We start from the raw sequence: 20,569 nt of genomic DNA on the forward strand, positions 1-20,569 counted from the left end.
TCGGCTCATCGCTCCTGCGGGACCACCTCGAGCTCCTCGGGCGCCGCGCTCGCCTCAAGGGGCAGCGTCACCTCCACCCCCTCGTGCACCGGCAGGGTCGCCGCGACGGGCCAGGAGCGCGGCGCGCCGCCCTCGCCCGCAGCGACCTCGCGCAGCGTCACGCCGCGCACCGGATTCACGCCGCCGTTGAAGAGGCACGCGCGCAGCCGCCCCTCGACGACCGCGGCCGAGCACGGGATGACATCGGCCGTCGCGCGCCGGATCCGGCCGAGCATCGCCTCCTCCGCGGGCGCGGCGGGCAGGAGCGCCGCGAGCGCGTCGCGGGCGCGCGGGTCGCGGAGCCAGGCGAGCATCATCGCCGCGTGGATGCGCACAACGCGGTAGCGCGCGCGCGTCAGCTGGAAGAAGGCGTCGGGCGACGCCACCCCGGTCTCGCCGTCGAGCATGCCCGTCACGCCCGGCTCGATCTTCACCTCCGTCCCGGGCGCCTCGACGTGCCATTTCACAGCGCGCCCCGGCCCGAGCGCGCCTTCCCAGAACAGCCCGCGCTCGGTGATGCCGGCGCGCTCGCCGCGGCGATCGCGCCGCGCGAACGTGAGCAGCACGCGGAAGTCGCTGACGGGCGCGCCGCTGTTGTTCACGACCGCGAGCTCGAAGTCGTAGCGGCCGCGCGCCGGCCGCGCCACGCCGCCGTCCCGGCCCGCGTCGCCCGGCTCCGCCCCGGCGTCGCCCTGCTCCCCGGCGGCGTCGCCCTGCCCCGCGCCGGCCTCGCTCTCCGCGTCGTCGTCCGCGCGGTCCCGCCGCAGAATCGGCGCGATCACCCCGGCGCCGTCGTCCGGCCCCGTCGATCCGAGCAGGCTGAGGATCGGCACCCCCGCCCGCCAGAGCGGCGAGTCGGCGCGATCGCAGAGGCAGTGCGGGAACGACGGCTCGGCGCGCTCCCGGACCTCGCCCGCGAGGAGCGCGGCGGTGGCTCCGCGGGTCGCCTGCCCGACGCCGCGCGCCGCCTGCCGCTCGGCCGGCGGCTGATCGCGGGGGGCCGCGAACCGCTGCACGAACGCCATCGTCGCCACGATGCCGATCACCGCGAGCGCCGCGGGCACGAGCACGCGGGCCCGGAGCGGGAGCGCGTCGATCCCCTCCTCGACGCCGCGCCTTGGTTCGCGCCCCGGCCGCTCGCCGAGCGGCGTCGGGCGGGGCGCGAACACGGGCGCGGCCGGCGAGCCGGGGGACGAGGCCGCGAGCCGCTCCGACGCGAAGCCCATGCGGCTCGACATCTCCGCCACGAGCGCGTCGCGCAGGCGGTCCGAGGGCGGCCCTCCCCAGGTCGCGAGCCGCGCGACGAAGCGCAGCGCGAGCCAGGTCGCGAGCGCGACGAGGCACGCGAGCGACGCGGTCCCGAGCGGGCCGCTCGCGAGATAGTCGGGGGACAGGGCGGCCGCGAGCACGCCGAGCGGCGCCGGCGCGATCCAGCTCGCCATGCGGGCGTTGAGGCGCGCGCGGTAGGCGCTCTCCATCGCCTCCATCGCCGCCGGCGAGGTCACGCCGGGCACGCCGGGCAGATCGCCCTCGAAGCGCGCGAGGACGAAGCAGTTGTGCGGCGAGCACGCGGACGGATCGAGCGCGACGCAGAGCGCCTTGCCGCGCCGGAAGAGGCCGCGGATCGCCGTGTAGGGCACCCCGAAGCGGACCGGCGCCGCCACGGCGCCCAGGGCGAACCCCTCGGCGTAGCCGGCGACCCGGACCAGCTCGACCTCGAGCTCCGCCTCGGCGCAGGTGAAGCGCACCGCGCCAACGGCATTGGCGCCCCCCTCGGCGATCGCCAGGGCAGCGACGGAGAACGCGCGAGCCAAGGTGGCCGCACCCTAACCGCGCGGGCCGGAGCGCTGCAACGGAAACCCGGACGGCCGGGAAGCCCCCGGGCGCGTCGGGTGACCGTTGATCGCCCAGCGCCGGGTGCGTAAGACGTGGCGCCATGAAGCCCCTCCACATCGTCATCGCCATCTCCTGCGCTGTCCTCCTCGGCCCGGTCGCGGGCTGCGAGGAGAAGGTCCCCGAGCCGGATCTGCCGCCGGGCAGCGCCGTGCCGGTGGTGAAGCCCGCCGAGCCGGAGCCCGCCGATCTCATCAAGGAAGACACCGTCGTGGGCACCGGCCCGGAGGCGAAGGACGGCGACAAAGTCCGCGTCCACTACACGGGGCGCCTGCTGAAGAACAACGCCGAGTTCGACTCCTCCGTCGGCCGCGAGCCGTTCGAGTTCACGCTCGGCGCGTCGGAGGTCATCAAGGGCTGGGACCAGGGCGTTGCCGGGATGAAGGTGGGCGGCAAGCGCAAGCTCACGATCCCCTCCCGCCTCGGCTACGGCGACGCGGGCAGCCCGCCGAAGATCCCGGCCAAGGCGACGCTGGTCTTCGACATCGAGCTGCTCGGCGTCGGCGACGCGGCGAAGGACGCGGCCGGGGACGACAAGGCCGGGAAGACCACGGCCGACAAGGCGGCCAAGCCCGCGGGCGACAAGGCGGCCAAGGGCGACAAGCCCGCCGCGCCGGCCGAGAAGAAGGAGGCGCCCAAGGAGGCGAAGTGAGCCTCGGGCCGCCGCGCCAAGAGAGCCGCGGGCCCCGCGCGAAGTGAGCCGCGCGCCCCGCGCTCAGACGACGCGCGCGAGCGCCTTGAGGAAGATCTCGTAGGCCTCGAGCGGGTACTCACCCATGTGGAAGATCCGGAACAGCCGGTCTGAGAGCTTCCCCTGGGCGGCGTAGATCTCGAACACGTGGCCATCGACCGGCTCGCTGGCGAGCCGGCTCGCCATCTCGTCGTAGGTCCGCCCGGCCGGGATGTGCAGCGCCGTCCCGATCGACTGGAGCGGCATGTTCTCCCAGCGCGCGATCGTCAGCCCGAGGCGCTCGTAGCCGGGGCGCAGGATCGCGCAGCGCGCCTGGTACACGGCGTGACGCCCGGCGACGCCGCCGGTGGCGGCGAGGTGATCGAGCGCCGCGATCACCTGGCAGAGGCTCATCGGATCGATCGTGTAGGGGTGCGCGCCGCCCTGCTGGGCGCGCCAGATCTTGTGGAGCTCCAGGCTCGGGACGCGGGCGGGGATCCGCTCCATCTCGGCGAGCAGGTCCTTCCGGACCAGCGCCACGGTCAGGTTCGGGTGGCTGTGCAGGCCCTTGTTGCACGAGCCCATGACCGCGGCGATGCCCGAGCCCTCGAGGGCCAGCGGCTCGACGAAGAGCGCGCTGATGCCGTCGACGAGGAGCTTCTTGCCGTACTTCCGGGCAAGCGCGCCCACCTCGGGCAAGGGGTTCAACGTGCACGTCGACGTGCCCCCGTACACCATGGCCACCGCGTCGACCTCGTCCGCCGCCAGGATGGCCTCGATCTTCGCGAGGTCCGGCCTCTCGCCGTAGGGCAGGCACATGTCGACGACCGGCTGGCCGAGCGTGGCGGCGTACTCGAAGATCCGGTCGCCGTAGGCGCCGTTCCGGACGACGAGGAGCCGCTCGTCGCGCCGCAAGCAGGAGCCGAGCACGGCGGCCATGGAGGTCGATCCCGAGCCCGTGAGGAGGATGGCCTCGTAGCTGGGCGCGCCGAGGGCCTCGACGATGCCGTGCCGTGCCCGGTCGAGCAGCGGCCGGAGCCGGGGGCCACGCGGGACGATCGGGCTCTCCCCGTACGTGCGCGAGACCTGGTTCACCGCGTCCGGCAGGTGGAAGACCGCGGGCGTGAGCGAGACGACGCGTGGCGTTGCGGCGGCGATCATGCCGCGAGATCTAGCCCGGAACGCGCGCGGGACGCAGCGGAGATTGCGCTACGCCCAGCGGAGCTGGCGCAGATCGTCCCAGACATCGCGCGCGCAGTGGTAGCGGTAGGCGTCGCGGCGGCGCAGCAGCTTGGCGATCACCTGGCTGAGCGGCGTGCCGAGCGCCTCGGCCTTCTGCCGGGGGGTGCCCTCGGCGATCTGCCGCGTGATCTCCTCGTAGGCGACGTTCACGTCGATGGCCGGCTGCCCGGTGTGCATCTGGTACATGAGCAGCCCGAGCTGGTAGAGGTCGCTCTGCGTCGTCGTGTAGCCCGCCGTCACGAGCTCCGGCACGAGGATCTTCGGGTTCGCGACCTGCGGGCGGAACCAGCGGGTGACGCCGTCGAGCTGGTGCGCCACGCCGAAGTCGGTGAGCTTGACGAGCGGCCTGTGGTCGAGCTGGGAGATGAGCACGTTGCCGGCGTGCAGGTCGGCGTGCACGACGCCGTTGTCGTGCAGGTACTGCAGCGTCATCAGCAGCTGACGCGCGAGCTCCAGGAGCAGCGGCGGCTGGAACGGGGCGCCGAGCAGCGCCCGGAGGCTCGTGTCGCACCGCTCGAGCGCCAGGTAGAACAGGTAGTTCACCTCGAACGCGTCGTGGATGTAGACGATGTTCGGGTGGCGGAAGCTCTCCAGGCGGAGCATCTCGCGCGACCACTCTTCCTTGACGACCTGGTAGGGCTTGTTCGCCGGCCGCAGCATCTTCAGGGCGTACACCTGATCGAACGGCCCGCTGCACTCGTACACCGAGCCATACTGCCCGTCGCCGATGAGCGCCCCGATCACGTACGTCCCCCGGGTGGAGGTCAGCGCTGAGCCCGGCACCGGAAACGGGATCAGGAAACTGCCAGTGGAGGACCAGGTCACGGCGAGCCCATCGTAACCGAAAACGCCGGCGCCCGTTCACCCCGCCGCGCGCGGCCCGCGTCCGCGACGCGGGGGGCGCCCCTGTCCCCCCGCACGCGGCGCGCCGAGGGCGGCCGGCCGCTCATGAAGCGGCGAGCTTCCGCACGATCTCCGCGGCCTCGGCCTGATCGAGCTCGAGCGCCGCGGCGACGTCGAGCAAGAGCTCGCGCTCGCTGCTCCTGACGATCCCGTCGGCGACCACGACCTGAGCGGCCAGGAAGAAGGCGACCTTCCGGGCCTGCGGGCTGGCGAGCCGTTCCTTGAGCGACGCGAGCCGGGCCGCGCGGCCCTCCTTGTGGAGCTGCTCCACCACGGTCTGGAGGAGCGTGTCCATCGTGCTCTGCGGGATCCGTCGATCCGTGAGCGACTCTACGCTCCGGGCGAAATGGATCTTCTCCTCCGGGCTGAACTCGCCGTCGGCGAACGCCGCGAGGAACATCAGCTCGACGAGCGCCTCGAGGTTCGGCTCATCAAGCGTTTGCAGCGGAGGAGGGCTCATCTGGGGCATCGTCTCCGTGTACACCGAGGCCCGGCGCGGGACCAGCCCTGGAGCGTCCCCTGTACCCAGCGCGCCCGGGGCAAACGCGCGCGCCTGGGGCAAACGCGCCGGGGTTGAATGCGCCCGAGGGGCGGCGTTGGGAGAGCGCTCCCTGTGTGTCATGAGTTCGAGCATGCACGTGCGCGAACTCGCCCAGTCGCTCCTCGGCGCGCTCTTCCTCTGCGGCTGCAGCAGCGCGACCGCGGCGCGGCGCCCTGCGGATCCGGGCCGGCCTGCGCCCGAGGGGCGCGCGGCGACGCCGCGAGCCACGGCGAGCGCCGAGGCGGCCCCGCCGCCGCTGCGGCTGCCCTGCGAGGCGGACGACCTCGTCGGCTGTACGAACGGCTGCGCCGACCACCAGATCGAGGACTGCGTGACGCTGGGATCGATGTACCTGGGCGGAACGATCGTCTCGATCGACGTGGAGCGAGCGATGACGCTGTTCGAGAAGGCGTGCGCGGAAGGGAGCGCGCGCGGCTGCTTGCGGCTCGGCGACGCCTACCACGATCGGCTCGCGCGCGCGGACGGCGCCGTCGGGGCGAGCGAGGCGGACGAGGCGGCGCTCTACTGGCACGCGCGCGCATGCCACGCGGGCGCGAACCTCGGGTGCCTCGCGGCAGGCAGGGCCTACCTCCACGGCCAGGGCGCGAGCGCCGATCCCGGGCGCGCGGCCGCGCTGTTCCAGCGCGTCTGCGAGCGCGGGAACGCCCCCGCCTGCGTCGAGCTCGGACATCTCCACGCGGAGGGCGAGGGCGTGAAGCGCGACGACCGGAAGGCGGTCGAGCTGTTCACGAAGGCGTGCAAGCTGGGCCTCGACGAGGGGTGCCTGCGGGCGAGCCGGTCCGGCGACGTCCTCCCGCCGCGCGACTGACGCGCCCTCGACCGCCGCTCTTCGCCGTCAGTCGGTCCGGCGGCGCTGGGCGATGTCCAGAGCCGCCGTGATCATCGCGGTGAGCTGTGTGTCCGACACGTTCTCGGAGGGAAGCACGACGAGCTCGGCGCCGATGCGCCGCGACAGCTCGATGAACCCTTCCGGATCGAACGCCCGCACGTCCTGGGTCATCACGATGGCCAGCGGGTTCAGCCATGCCGCGCTGCCCCGCAGCGACACGAGATCGCACGCGAGCAGGTCGGCGCCTTCGACGAAGACCAGCCGCCGGCAACGCTCCGCGAGCTGCTCGCTGGCGCTCACGATGAGCACCACCGAGGCCGATGCCGTCCGCTTGCTGCGCCCCGCCGGTCGTGTCGGTAGCTCTCGCGTGCTCATGATGCCCAGGTCAGCGAGCGAGCAGCGGGCGCCCGTACGGGACGGGCCCGGCGCCCGGCGCCCGAGCGCGCGCCTCGTCGGCGAGGGCGAGATCCATGACGAAGGAGCCGAACGGCAACCGGAAATCCCGGTCGTTCGGCTGGGTCGCGTAGAGGGCGAGCAGCGAGAGCACGCTCCCGATCTGCGCCGCGGCCGGATCGTCCTCGCGCGCGTTGAAGCGGTCGGCGAGCGTGCACAGCTGCCGGAAGAGCGGACCGCCCGGGTGCGGGCCGGCGCTGCACATGGCGAAGGTGCCGCTGCCTCGATATCCGAGCTTCCGGCGCTTCCTGGCGGGGGTACGGGACGGAGGTACCATCGTCATGATTGCTGCCCAAGTCGCCTGTGAGGGGTGAATCGCCCCACGCCGGGGCTGACCTGCCGCGGGACGCTCTCCAACCAGTAATAGAGCAGCCCGAAGAGAGTCAATCGGAGAGGACGCCGCGGGCCGGGCGAGGGTGAAATTCTGCGGAATGGTCACCCGTCCGGGCAGCGCGTGGGTATACGTCATCGCATGAAGGCAGTCGTGCTTGCCGGCGGCAAAGGCTCCCGGCTCCGCCCCTACACCGCCCTTATCCCGAAGCCGCTCATGCCGATCGGGGATCACACGATCGTCGAGATCCTCCTCCGGCAGCTGGCGCGGGCGGGGGTCACCGACGTCGTGATGTGCGTCGGCCACCAGGCCGCGCTCATCGAGGCGGTCGTCGGCGAGGGGAGCCGGTACGGGCTGCGCATCGCCTACCAGCGCGAGGACACGCCGCTCGGGACCGTGGGTCCGCTCCGGGTCATCGAGCGGGATCTGCCGGAGCGCTTCCTCGTGATGAACGGCGACATCCTCAGCGATCTCGACTTCACGGCGCTCCACCGGACGGCCGAGTCGACCGGATCGCCGCTCACCGTCGCCGTCTGCGAGCGCGCCTCGAAGATCGACCTGGGGGTGCTCGACCTCGGCCCCGAGGGGCGCGTCGTCAGCTTCCGCGAGAAGCCGACCTACACGTTCTGGGTCAGCATGGGCATCTACGCGATGAGCCGCGGCGTGCTGCCCTTCATCCCCGAGGGCCGGCCGTTCGGGTTCGACGACCTGATGCACGCGCTGCTCGGCGCCGGCGAGCCGGTGGCCACCTTCCCCTTCCGGGGCCACTGGCTCGACATCGGAAGGAGCGACGACTTCGCCGAGGCGCAGGACGAGTTCGAGAAGAACCGGCAGCGGTACCTACCGGACTGACGCGGCGAGCGCCTCGCACACGGCGTCGACGTCGGCGTCGGCCATGCGCGGGTGGAGCGGCAGCGTGAGCTGGCGGCCCGCGATCGCGTCCGTCCGCGCGAGCCCGTCCTTGCGCACCCGGTCGGAGGCGCCGTGGTGCGAGAAGCGGTGGATCGGCGTGTAGTGCACGCTCGTCTGGACCCCGCGCGCCTTCATGGCCTCCATCACGGCCTCGCGCGAGGTGCCCTCGGGCAGGAGCACCGGCATGAGGTGGTGCGCGCTCTCCCCCAGCCCGCGCGCGTAGAAGTCGCTGTACGGCAGCCCGAGGCCCCGCACCCCGGCGAGGCGCTCGTGGTAGCGCGCCACGAGCGCGCGCCGACGCGCGTTGCCCGCCGCGAGCCGCCCGAGCTGCACGAGGCCGATGGCGCTGCGGATCTCGTCGATGCGGTAGTTCATGCCCGCGTCCACGACGTCATAGGTGAACGCGTGCCCCTTGTGCCGATCGAGGGTGAGCGTCGTCATCCCGTGCGCGCGGAGGAGCCGCATGCGCGCGTGGAGCGCGTCGTCCCTCGCGATCACGGCGCCCCCCTCGCCGACCGCGAGGTTCTTGTTCGAGAAGAAGCTCAGGCAGCCGACGTCCCCCAGCGTCCCGAGCGCCCTGCCCCGGTAGCTCGCGAGCGGCGCGTGCGCCGCGTCCTCGACCACCGCGATCCCCCGCTCGGCCGCGATCGCGCAGATCGCGTCCATGTCGCAAGGGTAGCCGGCGTAATGGACGACCGTGATCGCCCGCGTCCTCGGGGTGATCTTGCGGACGATGTCGGCGGGATCGACGCCGAGGTCGTCGTCGCCGACGATGTCGGCGAGCACCACGTTGGCCCCGCACAGGAGCGCGGCGTTGGCGGTCGCCACGAACGTGAGGCTCGGGCAGATCACCTCGTCGCCGGGGCCCACGGAGAGCGCGGTGTACGCGAGGTGCAGCGCGGCGGTGCAGTTCGTCACGGCGAGCACCCTCGGGGTGCCGAGCGCCTCCCCGAGCTCCCGCTCGAACTGCGCCGTCCGCTCCCCCATCGTCAACCAGCCCGACGCGACGACCTGCCGCGCGGCCTCGGCTTCTTCAGGCCCGAACGAGAGATCGCTGAGAGGTATCTTCCACATGGTCTTCCATCCATCCAGCCGGCGCCTCGCGGAGAGGGCGCGCGAGGCGCTGGCCCCCGGCCGCGCGGCGGCGCGCGTCAGATCGCGTACTCGCGCGGCCGGTAATCGGTGAGGTGACGCTCGACGTAGGCGTACGTCCGCGCGAGCCCCTCCTCGAGCGGCACGCGGGGCGCGTAGCCGACGAGCTCCGCGGCGCGACGGAAATCGGCGAGCAGCACCAGCACCTCGCTCGCGTCGGGGCGCACCCGGGCCTCGTCCGTCACGAGCTCCGCGCGCTTGCCCGTCACCTCGAAGATGAGGCGGACCAGATCGCCGATGGAGATGGCGCGCCCGCTCCCGACGTTGAGCGTCTGCCCCACGGCCCGCGCGCTCGATCCGACGAGGAGGAAGCCGGCGACGGTGTCGGTCACGAAGTTGAGGTCCCGCACCGGCGTGGTGCTGCCGATGCGGAGCGCGGCGCTGCCGGCGGCGAGCTGCTGCATCACGCTCGGGATGATCGCGCGCGACGACTGCCGCGGGCCGTAGGTGTTGAACGGCCGGATGGTCGCCACCTCGAGGCCGAACGAGAGGTGATAGCTCTCGGCGAGCTTGTCGGCGCCGATCTTCGTGGCCGAGTACGGGGACTGGCCGGTCAGGGGGTGCGCCTCGTCGATCGGCGTGTAGCGCGCGGTGCCGTAGGTCTCGCTCGTCGACGTGTGGACCACGCGCGCGCCGTGCTCGCGCGCCGCCTCGAGGACGTTCAGCGTGCCCTGCACGTTGGTCGCCACGTACTGCTGCGGGGCCACGTACGAGTACGGGATCCCGATCAGGGCCGCGAGGTGGAACACGACGTCGGCGCCGCGCACGAGCGACCGGACCGCGCCCGCGTCCTCCACGTTCCCGGGGACGACCTCGACCTGCGCGAGGACGTCCTCGGGGAGCCGGTCGAGGTGCCCGCGCCGCGAGCCCGAGGTGTACCGGACGAGCGCCCTCACGCGCGCGCCCTCCCGGACCAGCGCCTCGACGAGGTGGCTGCCGATGAACCCGCCGGCGCCGGTCACCACGACGCGCTTGCCGCGATAGAAGCCTTCGCTCACGGCCGCGTCCGTGGCCCCTGCGGGTTCGCGCGTCAAGCGCGTACCGATGCGGCGCGCCCGTTTGCGCCCGGCAGCGCAGTCCCGAGCGCGGCGCTGGCCGGCGGGCGCCGGGCGCGGCCAGCGCCGCCGCGCAGCGGCCCGCGGGGCTCGCTGGCGGGCGGCGTGGCGGGGATCACTGGATCTGGATCTGGTCGGTGGGCGTGTTGCCCGCCCCCTCCGGCGTGCCGATCTCGCGGTGCACGCAGAGCCCCTGCTTGCAGTACGAGTCCGGCGGGGCCTTGCAGTCCACCTTGGGCTCCTCGCACTTGCCCGTCTTGTAGCTCTCCGAGAGGGGCTTGATCTTGTCGAAGGTCGCGTTGCTGATGGGCTTCGCACAGCCCGGCCACTCGCTCTGACGGCAGTCGGGGTCCGTGTTGCAGTGCTGCGCCTTGTTCACCATCTCGAAGGCGTCGCCGCGGACTTTGTCGCACTCCTTGGGATCCATCTTGCTCTCGCAACCGGCGACCAGCGCGAGCAGGAGGAAGCTGGCGGTCATGCGGAGCGAGGTCCGAGGTCGGAAGGCGGCCGATCCAGGCCGCCCGCGTCGACGAGCACACGTGATCATTCAGGTTCTCCCGGTCAAGGCCGCCCTTCCGCGCCGGAGGGGCAGCGGCCTGCGCCGGGCCCTTCGTATCACGGCTGGATCCGGGCGCGCAGCTGGCGTAGCCCGTCGACATGGAACGTCCTCGAGAAGGCTCCGGGATCAGCGGCTCCCCGCACGGCGGATCCGGCATCCGTGTTCGCAGCTCCCTCCGGGTGCTCAGCCTGAACATCTGGAACCGCCACGACCCGTGGGAGGCGCGCCTCGAGGTCATCCGGGAGGGCCTCCGCGAGCTCGATCCCGACGTGGTCGGCCTCCAGGAGGTGCTGTCGTACGAGGGCCGCTCGCTGGCCGACGGCATCGCGGACGGGCTCGGCTACGAGGTCGCGTTCGGCGCCGCGCACGACCTCGGCGGCGGCGTGCTCTTCGGCAACGCCGTGCTGTCGCGCTGGCCGATCGCGCGGAGCCAGGCGTTCCCCCTGCCCACGGGCGAGACCGACGAGAAGCGCTCGATCCTGCTCGCCGAGCTCGGGTCGCCCCACGGCGCGATCCCGTTCTTCGTCACCCACCTCAACTGGAAGTTCCACCACGGCGCCGTGCGCGAGGCGCAGGTCGCGGCCGTGGCCGACATCGTCATGCGCGAGGCGCCCATGGAGGGCCTGCCGCCCATCGTCGTCGGCGACTTCAACGCGCAGCCCGAGGCCACGGAGATCCGGTTCATGAAGGGGCTGCACGCCCTGAACCAGAAGAGCGTGTACTTCGCCGACACCTTCGACCAGACGGGCAAGGGCCCCGGATTCACCTTCGATCCCGTGCGGAACCCGTTCGCGGCCATCACGAACGAGTACCCGCGCCGCATCGATTATGTCTTCGTCCGCGGCCCGGACGCGCAGGGGCGAGGCAAGCCGCTCTCGTCGAGGGTCGTCTTCGAGGAGATCCGCAACGGCGTCGCCGCTTCGGATCATTACGGGGTTCTCTCGGAGATCGCGATGTAAAGCCGGGCCGGCGCCCCTCACGGGGCGTGCGCTCCGGCACGTGCCCGGGGATGCCCTGTTCACGTGTACACTGGCGGCATGTCGTCCCCTCGAGCACCGGGCGACGGACCGCCGAGTCCGCCCGACGTGCCTGGTGAGAGCTCGGCTCCTCCGCCTGCCGGCGCGGTCCGCGTCGGTCCGGTCGTGCCGGACGCCCTGTCGCTCATCGGCGGCACGCCGCTCGTCCGCCTTGCCCGGGTCTCGCCCGAGGGCGGAGGCGTCGTCTACGCCAAGCTCGAGTCGATGAACCCGGGCGGCAGCGTCAAGGACAGGGCGGCGCTCGGCATGGTGCTCTGCGCCGAGCGCGAAGGGATCCTCAGGAGAGGCTCGACCATCGTCGAGGCCACGAGCGGCAACACGGGGATCAGCCTCGCGATGATCGCCGCCGTGCGCGGCTACCGCTGCGTGGTGGTCATGCCCGAGGACATGAGCGTCGAGCGCCGGCACGTCCTCCGCGCGTACGGCGCCGAGATCGTCCTCACGCCCGAGGGCCAGGGCATGGCCGGCGCGGTCGCCCGCGCGATCGAGATCTGCGAGGCGACCCCCGGCGGGTGGATGAGCCAGCAGTTCCAGAACCCGGCGAACCCCGGCGCCCACGCGCGCGCCACCGGCCTCGAGATCCTCGCGCAGACCGGCGGCGACATCGCGGCCTTCGTCGTCGGCGTGGGCACCGGCGGCACGCTGACCGGCTGCGGGCGCGTGCTCCGGGATCAGCTCGGCGGCGCGGTCCGCATCTGCGCCGTCGAGCCGACGAAGAGCGCCGTGCTCTCGGGGCGAGGCCCCGGCCCCCACGGCATCCAGGGCCTCGGCCCCGGCTTCGTCCCGGCGATCCTCGAGCGATCGCTCATCGACGAGATCCTGACGGTGACCGAGGCGGGCGCCTCGCGCATGGCGCGGCGGCTCGCCCGCGAGGAGGGGCTCCTCGTCGGGCCGAGCTCCGGCGCCAACGTCCACGCGGCCGTGGAGATCGCGCGCAGGGTGCGCGGGACGATCGTGACCGTGCTGCCCGACTCGGGAGAGCGCTACCTCCTCTGAGCCACTTCCGGCGGCGGCGAGCGCGGCGCGCGCCATCCGCCGGACGCGGCTCAGGGCGACGGTCGTCCGTCACGAAGGGGCGCTCGGCCGTCCGCATCGATGGAGCGGCGGTTCGCCGCTGCCGCGAGGCGCGCCTGCGCGCCGTGCGACACGTCGTGGAGTACCCGCTCGACCACCGGCGCATGGATCGCGATCAGCCGCGCCGGGGCCACCCCCAGGACGACGGTGAGCGCGACCAGCGCGAGCAGGAACGCGCGCTCGCGGAGCACGAGCGCCTCCACCGCGGCGCCCTTCAGGTGGCGCCGGAGCGGCCCCAGGAAGGTCCGCTGGAACGCCCGGAACAGCGTGATCCCGTTGAGCGCCGCCGCCGTCAGCGCCAGCACCGCGAGCACGGGATGGACGTGCAAGATCCCATGCAGGAGCAGGTCCTCGCTCACGAACGAGAGCGCCCCCGGCATCCCTATCATGGCGCACGCGAGCAGGAAGAAGAAGGCGGCCATGCGGGGCGTCCGGGCGACGAGGCCGCCGAGCTCCCGCGTGTCCGCCGTGCCGGCGCGCGCCTCGATCGCGCCGACGACCATCGCGAGCCCCGTGATCGCGATCGACAGGGCGACGCTCTGCAGGAGCGCGCCGCTCACGCTCTGCGGGCTCAGCGAGGCGACCCCCAGGAGCACGAGCCCCTTCTGGCTCGCCACGAGGTAGCCGAGCAGCCGGCGCAGATCGGTCTGGACCAGCGCGAGCACCGCGCCGTGGAGCGCGCTGATCAGGCCCAGCACGGCGAGGATCGGCATGCCGTCGGCGGAGCCCACGGGCAGGAGCGTCACCCCCACGCGAACGAGCACGCAGACGCCGACCTGCATCTGGGCGAGCAGGATGGTCACGCCGAGCGGCCCCCGCTCCAGCAGCACCGGCAGCCAGCCGTGGAACGGCACGGCGGCCATGCGCATCAGCACCGCGATGCCGACGAGCGCGAACAGCGGCGACTGCCATGCTTCGGGGACGCCGACGCGGGCGATCTCCTCGACGTCGAACGGCAGGGCGGCCCCCCGGCGCGCGGCGAGCACGGCGATGGCGCCGATCGCCACGACGAGCGGCGCCGTGCCCCCCAGCAGGAAGATGCGGCAGGTGCGCCGGAGGAGCGGGTCCTGGGCGCCCTTCCTGGCGACCAGGCGATCCACCGGCACGAGGGCGGCGACCCACGCTGCCGCGAGCACCGCGAGATCGACCGCGCAGAACACGGCGAGGATGGCGCTGCCGGTGGCGAGCAGCGCGGCGGCGCCGGGCGGATCGATCGCGGCGCGCGGGCTCGCGGCGAGCAGGGCGAGCAGGACGAGGCCGAGCAGCGGGAGCAACGTGATGGTGAAGCCGTCGAGGCCGAGGCGGAGGCGCGCTCCGAGGAGCGGCAAGGCGGGCCCCCCGGCGGTGAGCGCGACGCCGGCGTACGAGAGCGCGAGCGGCAGCAGCGAGAGGATCAGGGTGAGCGCCGCGCCGATGAGGGCGACGCGGCGGGCGCGCTCGTCGCTGCGCGCCCGGGCGGCGAACAGCGCCGCGATCGCGGGCGTGAGGATGAGCGTCCCGAGGAGCGGAAAGGCGTTCACGTGCGAGCCCTCTTCGTATCGCGCGCGCGGGGCTGGAAGGCCGCCGCGATCTCTGTCTCTTCGCGCGCGCCCTCGTCGCCGGGCGCCGCGGGGGCGCGCTCGGGCCAGCCGCTCAGCGCCGCCACCCAGCGGCGCTCGCTCCGGTCGAGCAGGCGCCCGAGGCGCATCAGCGGCGCGGCGACGAGCCGCTCCTGCAGCCCCTCGAGGTGGAAGCGGTCGAGCGACAGCCAGTACGCGCGCCGCACGAGCGCCGCCGGCAGCAGCCGACCCGCGAGCCCGAGGTGCGGCAGCGGCTCGCCGGCGTGCGCGGCCCGGATGTCCTGCGCGTCGCGGAGCGCCGAGGGGGCGCGCAGCAGCTGGAGGCAGCGCAGGCAGGCGTGGGCGAACATGTGGACGAGCGCGAGCCAGTAGAGCCCGAGCCCGATCTCCACGAACATGAGCCCCACCTGCGTCATCGTCGCGTGCGCGAGCGCGCCCTTCACGTCCGCCTGCACGCGCCCCACCATCGTGCCGTAGACGGCCGTCGCCGCCCCGACGCAGGTGATCACCACGCTCGCGGCGAGCGAGCGCTGGAGCAGCGGGGCCGCGCGGAGCATGAGGTACACCCCGGCGTGCACCGAGATGGCGCCGTAGAAGAGCGCGCTCGATGGCGTCGGCCCCTCCATGGCCCGCGGCAGCCAGCTGCCCAGAGGAAACTGCGCGCTCTTGCCCATCGCGGCGAGGAACAGGCACAGCGCGAGCGCCGTGGCCGCGCCGGGCCCGAGCGACGCGGCGGTCCCGGGCCAGGGCGAGCCGCCGAACACCTCGCCCCACTGCGAGGAGCGGGCGACGTCGTGCATGAGCACCGCGCCCCCGAGCAGCCCGATGTCGCAGAGCCGGTAGGTGATGTACACCCGCACCGCGGCCCGCGGCGGCGCCTCGCGGTCGTGGAAGAAGGCCACGAGCAGGACGCTCGTCGCGCCGACGAGCTCCCAGCCGGCGAAGAGGAGGTCGACGGTGCCCGCCGACACGAGCCCCAGCATCCCCGTCGAGAACAGCGCGAGGAGCAGGAAGAAGCGCGCGAAGCCCGGCTCGCGGTGCAGGTACGCCACCGAGAACCTGCCGACCAGGAGCGCGATCAGCGAGACGAGGAGCATCATCGTCGCCGACAGCCGATCGACGAGCAGGACGACCTCGAACGCATAGTCGCCGAGCTCGAACCAGTGGCCGAGCGCCACCGGGACGAACGCGTAGGGCGCCGCGACGGCCGAGATCCATATCGCCAGCGAGGCCGCGAGCGAGAGCGCGAGCGTGGAGAGCACGACGCGCGACACGACGCGCTCGCTCGGCGTGCGAAGGAGCAGCAGGTAGGCGCCGAGCGCGGCGAACGCCGCCGCCGGAGAGAGCACGGCGAGCGCGGCGAGCCTTCCGAGGAGCACATCAGACAGCATGGTCGACGACCTCACGTGGCCGCGTGGACGCGGCTCGAATGAGCGCAGGCGGAACGAAGCCGGACCTCCCGGCGTACCAGTCGGCGGAGCGCTGGACCGCGGGCAAGGGTTGATCCGGCGGAGAGAACGGCGCGAAGCCGTCGCCCGTGAAGCACGCGATCCGGCGCGTCGCCGGATCGACGCAGGCGAGCTGGATCCAGCCGTTGCCGATGAGCTCGCGGAGGGCCGGCTGCCGCGCGTACAGCGCGGCGGCCGTGTCCGTGCTCGCCTCGACGATGACGAGCAGGCGCACCGGCTCGTGGATCTCGATCATCTGCTTCGGCAGCCCGGTGCGCAGGTCGCTCAGCGAACCCTCCATGACCCCGAGCAGCGAGGCGAGGTTGTGAGGCAGCTTGGTGCCGGCGCCGTAACGGCGGTTGTCGACGCAGGAGAAGTAGTACTCGAGGTTGATCCCTGCCCCGACCGGGCCGACCGCGAGCAGGATGCGCTCGAGGATCGCTCCGTCCTGATCCTGGGTCGGGTCGTACGAGACGAGGAACGCCCTGCGGTCGAGGAACAGCCCGCGGGTGAGCGAGCGGCGGCCGACGACGCAGACCGCGTTGGTCACGTGCCCCAGCTCGGGCCGCGCCTCGCTGAGATCCGCGGCGCGCGCCTCGACGTGCGCCAGCGCCCGCGCGGCGTCGCCCTCGCGCGGCGCCGACGCGAACCTCCGGCAGCGCTCGTGCGCGTGCTGCTGGCGCGCGGCGTCGAGCGCTCCGATCAGCGCCGAGAGCTCGCCGCGGTGGGACGCCGGCACGAGGTGCTGGTCGTAGAGGACGATCTCGTCCGTCGTCGTGTTGTTCATGCCGCCGAGGAAGAAGGTCCCGTCCGGGATGTCGATCCCGCGCGCGGCGAGCAGCGCGCGGACCTCGGGATCGTTCGCCATGGCCGCGAACAGCCGCGCGTTCGGGCCGCCGTGGCGGCCGCCGCACGCGCCGCAGTCGTACGCCGACTGGTGCGGGTTGTTCACGCTGGTCGCCCCGTGGCCGAGCACGACCACGATCGGCGCGAAGCTGCGCGTGAGCCCCATGTTCTCCAGCGTGGCGGCCACGCGGCCCGCCTTGGCCGCGGCGGTGAACGACTGCCCCTCGCCGCCCGCGGCGGAGCCCTCGTCATGCGGGCTGTGGAGCCGCGTCGGCACCGGCGGGAGCAGGCGCCGCTCGAGGGCGCGGCGCAGCCTCGCCACCGCCCGCGGAAAGAGGGTGCGTCCCACGAGCGGGACGGTGGACAGCAGGCCCAGGGTCGGGGTGAGCAGCACGCCGCGCGCCATGGTGCGGGTACCGCGCCCCAGCGCGTGCAGGAGCCGCGCCCAGCGCTTGCGGCGAGCCTTTCGTCGCCAGCCCGCCTCTTCCTCGTGCGGCCGCTCGACGATCTCGTGCGCCGGCTCCACGCCGACCGGGCAGAGGCTCACGTGGCCTGCGTCGTCGAGCCCGCGGTAGCGGATCGGCACGCCGAAGAACCCGGCCACGCCGAAGGTATCGTGCCGCGGCGAGAGCTCCTCGAAATGCCTCCGGAGGCCCTCGCAGCGGTCGTCGATGCAGAACGCGACCTGGAAGCGGGGCGCCTCCACGGAGCGCTCCTCCTCGGGGCGCCGGAGGTTCGCGGCGATCCCGTGCAGCACCTCGGTCCGGTGGTGGTGCTCGTAGGCCTCATGCAGGACGCGGCGCCGCGCGATCTCGTCGAACGCCTCGAGCGCCTCGAGCGCCCAGACGCGCTCCGCCTTGGACAGTGGCTCGATGTCGGCGGCCGAGAGGCCGGCGAGCTGAGCGAGCTGGAACAGACGGAACGGCCGAGCATGGTCAGGCGAGCTCGACGGCGGCGCGGGCGGCCGCGCGGCGCGCCGGGCATGCTCGACGAGGCCGGCGAGCGGTCCTCGGTATCCCAGCCGCCGGCGCGCGACGTCGCGCAGCGCGTACCGGGCGAGCGTGAGGCGCACGGCGAGGTACTCGACCAGCGACACGGGCGGTGATCCCGCAGGCCGGTCGCTCGGCGTGTGCTCGAGGCGGTGGATCATGCCGGCCCAGCCCGGCAGCTCGAGCAGCACGCGTGTCACGTACACGTCCCAGTGGTCCTGGGCGACGGAGAGCTCCTCGAGGGCGCGGACGGCGATGGCGGGCGGCGACAGCGCCTCCGCGTCGAAGCGACGGAGCTCCGCGTCGAGCCCGACGAAGGCCGGGGCGGCCAGCCGGGAGCCCTCGAGCGCCATGCCGCAAAAGCAGCGCCAGAGCCCCTTCGCTCGATCGGGCATCGTCCAGTGTGCAATGCCCTCGTCGAGGTAGGCGCCGAGGAACCGGATCATGAGCGCATCGACGAGCTCGGCCGGATCCTCGCCAGCCAGCTCGACAAGCAGATCGCGGTGCGACCGATCGGCGCCCACGCGCTCGACGAGCGGCGGCTCCAGGGGCGGGGCGGGCGGCAGCGGCACGGCGCGGCACGCGTCCCAGAGCGCGAGGGCGGCGCGCGCATCCGGCTCGCGGCCCCCCCGGTCGAGGAGGCGCGCCGCGATCTCCGGGCGCGCCTCGAGCCAGCGCTCCGTGCTGTAGACGATGCGCCGGCGTCGCTCGTCGGGGACGTCGGCCCGGAGCCTGCGCGTCTCCCCGGCCTCGGAGATACGCCACAGGAGGCCCGCCGCCGTCTCGGCGTCGATCGGATGGCGCAGCGCGAGCCGCTCGATCGCGTGCCGGGACAGCGGGCCTCTCCGCTCGTCCGGCTGCGCGGCGAACCGCCTCGCGAGCGCGGCCTCGAGGTCCTCGTCGCCGATCCGACCCGACGCGATGTGCGCGCGGTAGTCTGCCTCGGAGAGATACGGCTCGGCCTCGAAGACCGCGCTCGCCGCGGCGACCGCGTCATGGAACGGCAGGTGCTGGAACGCGTGCAGCGTGTTGTGGTGGACGAACACGCCGATAGGCCCCTGCGCCGGAAGGAGGTGTCCGGCGTGCTCGACAACGTCGCGCAGATGCCTCTGCCGGGCGGCGCTCGCGCGAAGATCCTGAGAGAGCTCGCTGTTCATGGGGTTCCCGAGTGGCGGTTGTTCCTGGAGAGCCCCACGCGCGCTCCCCCCTTTCGCGCCATGGTGTCTCGACTCGATTCAGCGCTCGGCGACGGGGCTGATGACAGGCCGCTTCCTCGCCGAGAGCGGGTGGGATGACATCTGGAAATGATCGCCGAGGCCGGCGAGGGTCAATGTCCGCCCATTTCGCTCCATCACGCCCTGGAGCTCATGCAGGTTGGACATGACCGTGTGATCGACAAGGCGGGCATTCGCGAAGTCGATCTCGATGTTCGAGACGTGCGCGTGGCTCTCGATCTTCCGCTGGATGCTGAGGTAATTGCTGAAGATGGCGGCGTGCTTGACGCGCAGCACGACCCGCCCCTCCTCGACGCGCTCGTCCACATCGGAGCGGAAGAGGACGCGCAGCGGCGCGCCGTTCGTCAGGTGGATGAGCAGCTTCACGGCGATGCCGGCCGCGACGCCGACGAGCAGATCGGAGACGATGCACATCGCGGCCGTGGTGGCGAAGATGACGAGCTGCTCCCTGCCGATGCGGAGCGTCTTCGCGAACTCCTTGGGTGACGCGAGGCGGGTGCCCGTGAAGGTGAGCATCGCGGCGAGCGCGGCGAGGGGGATCCGGTGAATGAGGCCCGGCGCGAAGGCCACGAAGAGGAGGAGGAAGGTCCCGTGAAAGAAGTTCGACAACCGGCTCTTCGCGCCGTAGCCGATGTTCGCGGAGCTGCGAACGATCTCGGAGATCATCGGCAGCCCGCCGAGCAGGCCCGCGATGAGGTTGCCCACGCCCGTAGCGAGCAGATCCTTGTCGAGGTCGGAGCGGCTCTTCGCGGGATCGAGCGCGTCGACGGCCTTCGCGGACAGGAGCGACTCGATGCTGCCCACCAGCGAGAACATGACGATATATTTGATGGACGCGGGCGTGCCGACGTGGCTGAAGTCCGGGAAGACGATCGCCTGGACGAGGTTGCCTGGCAGGTTGACGAGGAAGCTCGGCCCGATGGCGTACGTCGTGTGGGTCGCCGCGAGCGTGTACGTGTGCTCGTGCTCGAGATCGAAGACATAAGCGAGCGGCACGGACAGCGCCAGCACCAGCATGGGCGCGGGGATCTTCTGCATCCATCGAGCTCTCTTGGCGATCACTGGATAGCCGAAGAGGAGGATCATCGAGAGGATGCCGATCGAGGCGATCTCGGGGTTCAGGCGCAACAGGCTGCGCGGGATCTCCAGGATCAGGTGGAGCGGGTCCTTCGCCGCAGGCGTGACGCCGACGAGCGTGTGGACCTGTTTCGAGCAGATGATGATCCCGATGGCCGCCAGCATGCCGTGGACCACCGAGGAGGGGAAAAAGTCGCCGAGCGTGCCCGCGCGCGCCAGGGCGAAGACGATCTGTGTCACCGCGGCGACGGCGATGCAGGCGAGCGCGCGGCGGTAGCCCACGGCGTTGTCCCCGCCGCCGAGCTCCTGAACGGCGCCCAGCGCAATGACGATGAGGCCCGCGGCGGGCCCCTTGATGGTCAGCGGCGCGCTGCCGAGCCAGGTGGCGACCATGCCACCGACGACGGCGGTGAGCACGCCCGCGATGGGGGGGAACCCGCTCGCCATGGCGATGCCCAGGCAGAGCGGCAGGGCGATCAAGAAAACGAGGAACCCTGAAACCAGGTCGTTCCTCCATGTGGACGCCGAGGACGTCGACGCCCTCGAAATGTTCGGATTGGACATGCGGTGCTCGCCTTGGAGTTGGGGCACCCTGTGGGCCCGCTGTTCGTCAGAACACGGCCCAGGACGGGACCAGTCGGCCGGAGGTTCCCGCTCGGGGTGACGATTTCGTACGGCGCCCAGGAACCTCGGCGCGGATCCGT

At 72.7% G+C, this 20,569-nt stretch carries 18 protein-coding genes; 5 read left to right on the forward strand and 13 right to left on the reverse strand.

The features are described 5' to 3' along the window. Window positions 1–5: 5 nt before the first annotated feature. Entirely contained in the window at window positions 6–1,853 is a 1,848-nt protein-coding gene (locus WME95_RS26590) for a hypothetical protein (RefSeq protein WP_437902196.1), read from the reverse strand. A gap of 122 nt (window positions 1,854–1,975) precedes the next feature. Between WME95_RS26590 and WME95_RS26595 the strand changes: the two genes are divergently transcribed. After that, the gene (locus WME95_RS26595; RefSeq protein ID WP_437540975.1) at window positions 1,976–2,584 is read left to right on the forward strand and encodes an FKBP-type peptidyl-prolyl cis-trans isomerase; all 609 of its coding nucleotides are present in this window, start codon (window positions 1,976–1,978) and stop codon (window positions 2,582–2,584) included. A 63-nt stretch (window positions 2,585–2,647) separates the two neighbouring features. Here the strand turns inward: WME95_RS26595 and WME95_RS26600 are convergent, their stop codons facing one another. From WME95_RS26600 to WME95_RS26610, 3 genes are all read right to left on the reverse strand, one after another. Continuing rightward, complete coding sequence (locus WME95_RS26600; RefSeq protein WP_437902197.1) at window positions 2,648–3,763, reverse strand: pyridoxal-phosphate-dependent aminotransferase family protein; 1,116 nt, start codon at window positions 3,761–3,763, stop codon at window positions 2,648–2,650. 48 nt (window positions 3,764–3,811) lie between these two features. Beyond that, the gene (locus WME95_RS26605; RefSeq protein ID WP_437540980.1) at window positions 3,812–4,669 is read right to left on the reverse strand and encodes a serine/threonine protein kinase; all 858 of its coding nucleotides are present in this window, start codon (window positions 4,667–4,669) and stop codon (window positions 3,812–3,814) included. A gap of 121 nt (window positions 4,670–4,790) precedes the next feature. Further along, window positions 4,791–5,207 (reverse strand): tellurite resistance TerB family protein, encoded by a 417-nt coding sequence (locus WME95_RS26610; protein ID WP_437292677.1) that lies wholly within the window; start codon window positions 5,205–5,207, stop codon window positions 4,791–4,793. Window positions 5,208–5,379: 172 nt separating this feature from the next. Here WME95_RS26610 and WME95_RS26615 point away from each other — a divergent pair, with 172 nt between their 5' ends. Beyond that, window positions 5,380–6,117 (forward strand): tetratricopeptide repeat protein, encoded by a 738-nt coding sequence (locus tag WME95_RS26615; RefSeq protein WP_437902198.1) that lies wholly within the window; start codon window positions 5,380–5,382, stop codon window positions 6,115–6,117. Window positions 6,118–6,144: 27 nt separating this feature from the next. Here the strand turns inward: WME95_RS26615 and WME95_RS26620 are convergent, their stop codons facing one another. Both WME95_RS26620 and WME95_RS26625 read right to left on the reverse strand, forming a co-directional pair. Further along, window positions 6,145–6,513, reverse strand: coding sequence for a hypothetical protein (locus tag WME95_RS26620; RefSeq protein WP_437540984.1), 369 nt, complete (start codon window positions 6,511–6,513; stop codon window positions 6,145–6,147). A 10-nt stretch (window positions 6,514–6,523) separates the two neighbouring features. Further along, window positions 6,524–6,874 carry a hypothetical protein gene (locus tag WME95_RS26625; RefSeq protein ID WP_437902199.1) on the reverse strand — a complete coding sequence of 117 codons (351 nt, stop codon included), beginning with the start codon at window positions 6,872–6,874 and terminating at the stop codon, window positions 6,524–6,526. Window positions 6,875–7,063: 189 nt separating this feature from the next. Between WME95_RS26625 and WME95_RS26630 the strand changes: the two genes are divergently transcribed. Beyond that, window positions 7,064–7,774 (forward strand): nucleotidyltransferase family protein, encoded by a 711-nt coding sequence (locus tag WME95_RS26630; protein WP_437540988.1) that lies wholly within the window; start codon window positions 7,064–7,066, stop codon window positions 7,772–7,774. On the opposite strand, the gene WME95_RS26635 is transcribed toward WME95_RS26630, so the two are convergent. The 3 genes from WME95_RS26635 to WME95_RS26645 form a co-directional block, all read right to left on the reverse strand. Beyond that, on the reverse strand, window positions 7,763–8,908 hold the full coding sequence (locus WME95_RS26635) for a DegT/DnrJ/EryC1/StrS family aminotransferase (protein WP_437902200.1): 1,146 nt from the start codon (window positions 8,906–8,908) through the stop codon (window positions 7,763–7,765). The genes WME95_RS26630 and WME95_RS26635 overlap by 12 nt on opposite strands. Before the next feature lie 77 nt (window positions 8,909–8,985). After that, window positions 8,986–9,984 carry an SDR family NAD(P)-dependent oxidoreductase gene (locus WME95_RS26640; RefSeq protein WP_437902201.1) on the reverse strand — a complete coding sequence of 333 codons (999 nt, stop codon included), beginning with the start codon at window positions 9,982–9,984 and terminating at the stop codon, window positions 8,986–8,988. Window positions 9,985–10,156: 172 nt separating this feature from the next. Then, window positions 10,157–10,519: a hypothetical protein gene (locus WME95_RS26645; protein WP_437540993.1), complete on the reverse strand. Its 363-nt coding sequence runs from the start codon at window positions 10,517–10,519 to the stop codon at window positions 10,157–10,159. A 179-nt stretch (window positions 10,520–10,698) separates the two neighbouring features. On the opposite strand from WME95_RS26645, the gene WME95_RS26650 reads away from it, so the two are divergent. Together WME95_RS26650 and cysK are read left to right on the forward strand one after the other, a co-directional pair. Continuing rightward, complete coding sequence (locus WME95_RS26650) at window positions 10,699–11,559, forward strand: endonuclease/exonuclease/phosphatase family protein (RefSeq protein WP_437540995.1); 861 nt, start codon at window positions 10,699–10,701, stop codon at window positions 11,557–11,559. A 183-nt stretch (window positions 11,560–11,742) separates the two neighbouring features. Beyond that, a complete protein-coding gene (cysK, locus tag WME95_RS26655) occupies window positions 11,743–12,633 on the forward strand; it encodes a cysteine synthase A (RefSeq protein ID WP_437911032.1) in 891 nt (296 codons plus the stop codon). A 50-nt stretch (window positions 12,634–12,683) separates the two neighbouring features. Here the strand turns inward: cysK and WME95_RS26660 are convergent, their stop codons facing one another. From WME95_RS26660 to WME95_RS26675, 4 genes are all read right to left on the reverse strand, one after another. Continuing rightward, window positions 12,684–14,231, reverse strand: coding sequence for a complex I subunit 4 family protein (locus tag WME95_RS26660; RefSeq protein ID WP_437902202.1), 1,548 nt, complete (start codon window positions 14,229–14,231; stop codon window positions 12,684–12,686). Beyond that, the gene (locus WME95_RS26665; protein WP_437902203.1) at window positions 14,228–15,661 is read right to left on the reverse strand and encodes a proton-conducting transporter transmembrane domain-containing protein; all 1,434 of its coding nucleotides are present in this window, start codon (window positions 15,659–15,661) and stop codon (window positions 14,228–14,230) included. Before WME95_RS26665 ends, WME95_RS26660 begins: the two co-directional genes overlap by 4 nt. Then, entirely contained in the window at window positions 15,651–18,710 is a 3,060-nt protein-coding gene (locus WME95_RS26670; protein ID WP_437902204.1) for a YbcC family protein, read from the reverse strand. Before WME95_RS26670 ends, WME95_RS26665 begins: the two co-directional genes overlap by 11 nt. A gap of 78 nt (window positions 18,711–18,788) precedes the next feature. After that, window positions 18,789–20,429 carry a SulP family inorganic anion transporter gene (locus WME95_RS26675; RefSeq protein WP_437902205.1) on the reverse strand — a complete coding sequence of 547 codons (1,641 nt, stop codon included), beginning with the start codon at window positions 20,427–20,429 and terminating at the stop codon, window positions 18,789–18,791. Window positions 20,430–20,569: the final 140 nt, after the last annotated feature.

It is taken from the genome of Sorangium sp. So ce327 (assembly GCF_051530205.1).
GTDB classification, from domain to species: Bacteria; Myxococcota_A; Polyangia; order Polyangiales; family Polyangiaceae; genus Sorangium; species Sorangium cellulosum_B.